Below are 2473 nucleotides of genomic sequence, written 5' to 3'. Positions count from 1 at the left end.
ATGACACACAGTTCATTTTATTAAAGAAAAGAAAGGAGGCGGAAGCGTTTATGAAAGCATCAACTTTTAAAAAATTTGGCAGTGGTATAGTTATCATGTTCGCAATTGTATTGGCCATTTCTGCAATCGTAAGATATTTTGTAATGGACCCTGCCACGTCTAATACAACTTTAGTTGAGCAGGGAATGAATATGTATGACTTTCATTATCAACCATGGAACATCTTTTTATTTGCTCATATTATGACTGCTTCACTTGCCATTTTGATCGGCCCATTTCAATTTTTCAAAAAGCTTAGGAACAAACGAAAGTCGCTGCATCGAAATATGGGGAAAATTTATGTAGTTTCAATTTTAATCAGTGGGATTACGGGGATTTATTTGTCGTATTTTGCGTTCGGGGGAGTTATCTCTAAACTAGGATTTTTCTCTTTATCGATTGCTTGGCTTATAACCACTTATTTGGCATATAAAAACATTCGAATGAAGAGAATTCAAGAACATGAACGATGGATGTATAGAAGTTATGCAGTGACCTTTGTTGCGGTCACCTTTCGAATCTGGTCAGCTGTCATTGGTTATTCCTTAGATAATTTTGAACTTGGCTATACAGCAGCGATTTGGGTCAGCTTGGTTGGAAATTTGGTTATAATGGAATACTGGCTGAGAAGAAAGTTATATCAGAATAGAAAGTTAGAAACCATTAAAACGAATCATACTTTGTTAGACTAAGGGAAGCTATTGAAAAATAGGATGGAATCATAAAATTTCTGCCATCTTCTTTACATTATCAGTTATATATATTTATCCATCCAGGGGAAAATTTAAAACTTTGGAAATTAGACATACTGAAAAATTCTTATAAATGCTTAACATATGAATACTTTATAAAAGATAAGGTGAGGTTGCTGTTGCAGCCTTTTTTTATTTGCCACCTTAAGCCCTAATAGAAAATGCGGTAAAATGAATCTAAAAAACATGGTAATTACAGAAGCAAAGATAGAAGGATTTCATAGGTTTGAAGTGAATAAGAATATTAGACAAAAGGTTAAAGGAAGGTAAATTTGTGGGATGTAAAAAGAGTCATAGAATCAGACCTAACATCCCATGATAAACGGTGAGGAAGAGGTATAGATTCATTCACCAATCCGAAATTAAAAACCATTGATATTCAAAGGTTATTTTTTATGAAATGAGTAAGCAGAAGGAAGGTATGGAGAGATGAATCGAAAAGCTGTTGTTGCTGGGGCTACTGGTTTGGTTGGGAAGGAGCTCGTACGGCTGCTGCTGAATGACCCGGATTACACCGATATAACACTCATAGTGAGAAGGTCAACGGGAATCGTGCATGCAAAGCTTCATGAGAAGGTTATTGATTTCGAACAATTGGAGAATACCAATGTGAATCTGACAGGGACGGATGTTTTTTGCACCCTAGGAACGACCATTAAAAAGGCTGGCACGAAAGAGGCTTTCCGCCTGGTTGACTACCACTATCCTTTGACAATAGGCAAAATGGCTAAAGCACAGGGAGCGAAACAGTTTTTAATAGTAACCTCAATGGGAGCGAATCCTTTATCACGTACTTTTTACATACGAGTGAAAGGGGAACTCGAGGAGTCGCTCCGCGAGCTTTGCCTTCCAGCACTACACATCTTTCGACCTTCACTTTTGCTTGGTAACCGGGAGGAGTTTCGACTCGGTGAGAGAATCATGTCATCCGTTTCAGGAATACTTTCGCCTATATTCTCAGGACCTCTGCGGAAGTACAGTCCAGTACAGGCAAAATCTGTTGCAAACGCAATGCTTCTTGCGGCAAAAAGGGAGCAATCAGGTGTTTATGTCAATGAGAGTGATCAGATTGTGACAGTAAGTGAGAGAAGCGGGATCTAAAATTATTATTAAGGCTGCCGAATGAATGCTGTAACGAAGGGAGTCTGGTGCATTTGAAAAAAACAATGTTATTTCTTCTTTTATGTATTTTTACATCTACTTCATCTGTTCAGGCACTAAGCTGGGCCTATTCCTTTGTTGTTTGGAAAGGAAATGTATATGAAGTTACAAAGGAAAATTTACTTGAAAGTGAAATAGGGAAGGTTATCGGAGAAGTAAAAACAAAACCTAATGATATGACTGGAAGCCACTATGGGAATGCCTCAAATTATTATCCAAAAGGAACAAAATACTATGAAATAAATGGGATATCCACGAAATCTGCCATTGCTGTGGAGATAGAAGAAAACAAGTGGGTAAAGGCCGTTTATGTTCATAAAGCCCCTTTTCATTGGCTGGACATTGTCATTAAGGTCTTGCCATTACTTGTTTTGGCGGCATTTGTGACTGTAATAATATTGAGGTTGAAAAAGACCTCGATCAATAACATTGAACGCGAATAATGATAAGGAAAAGGGCCTTCACGGTTGCCAGTTAGCCCTTCTAATGCCTGATAACCAAGGAAAATAGCTGTCACGGTA

The 2473-nt window shown here is 37.8% G+C and carries 3 protein-coding genes; all 3 read left to right on the top strand.

Annotated features, from left to right (window positions below):
• Positions 1-731, top strand: a 731-nt coding sequence (locus tag V7127_RS04155; protein ID WP_335483828.1) for a DUF2306 domain-containing protein, incomplete at its 5' end; no start/stop codon positions are given.
• Between the two features lie 489 nt (positions 732-1220).
• Complete coding sequence (locus V7127_RS04150; protein WP_335483826.1) at positions 1221-1892, top strand: oxidoreductase; 672 nt, start codon at positions 1221-1223, stop codon at positions 1890-1892.
• A 53-nt stretch (positions 1893-1945) separates the two neighbouring features.
• Positions 1946-2395, top strand: coding sequence for a hypothetical protein (locus V7127_RS04145; protein WP_335483824.1), 450 nt, complete (start codon positions 1946-1948; stop codon positions 2393-2395).
• Positions 2396-2473 lie beyond the last annotated feature (78 nt).

Origin of the sequence: Bacillus sp. JJ1773 (genome assembly GCF_036962035.1) — a bacterium.
Lineage (GTDB): Bacteria > Bacillota > Bacilli > Bacillales > Cytobacillaceae > Cytobacillus.
Note: the sequence above shows the minus strand (reverse complement) of the source record. Positions and strands in the feature narration are given on the sequence as shown.

What these genes read in the sequence shown, in the direction of transcription:
- V7127_RS04150 (WP_335483826.1), top strand. Translation starts at nt 1,221, where the DNA reads ATGAATCGAAAAGCTGTTGTTGCTGGGGCTACTGGTTTGGTTGGGAAG.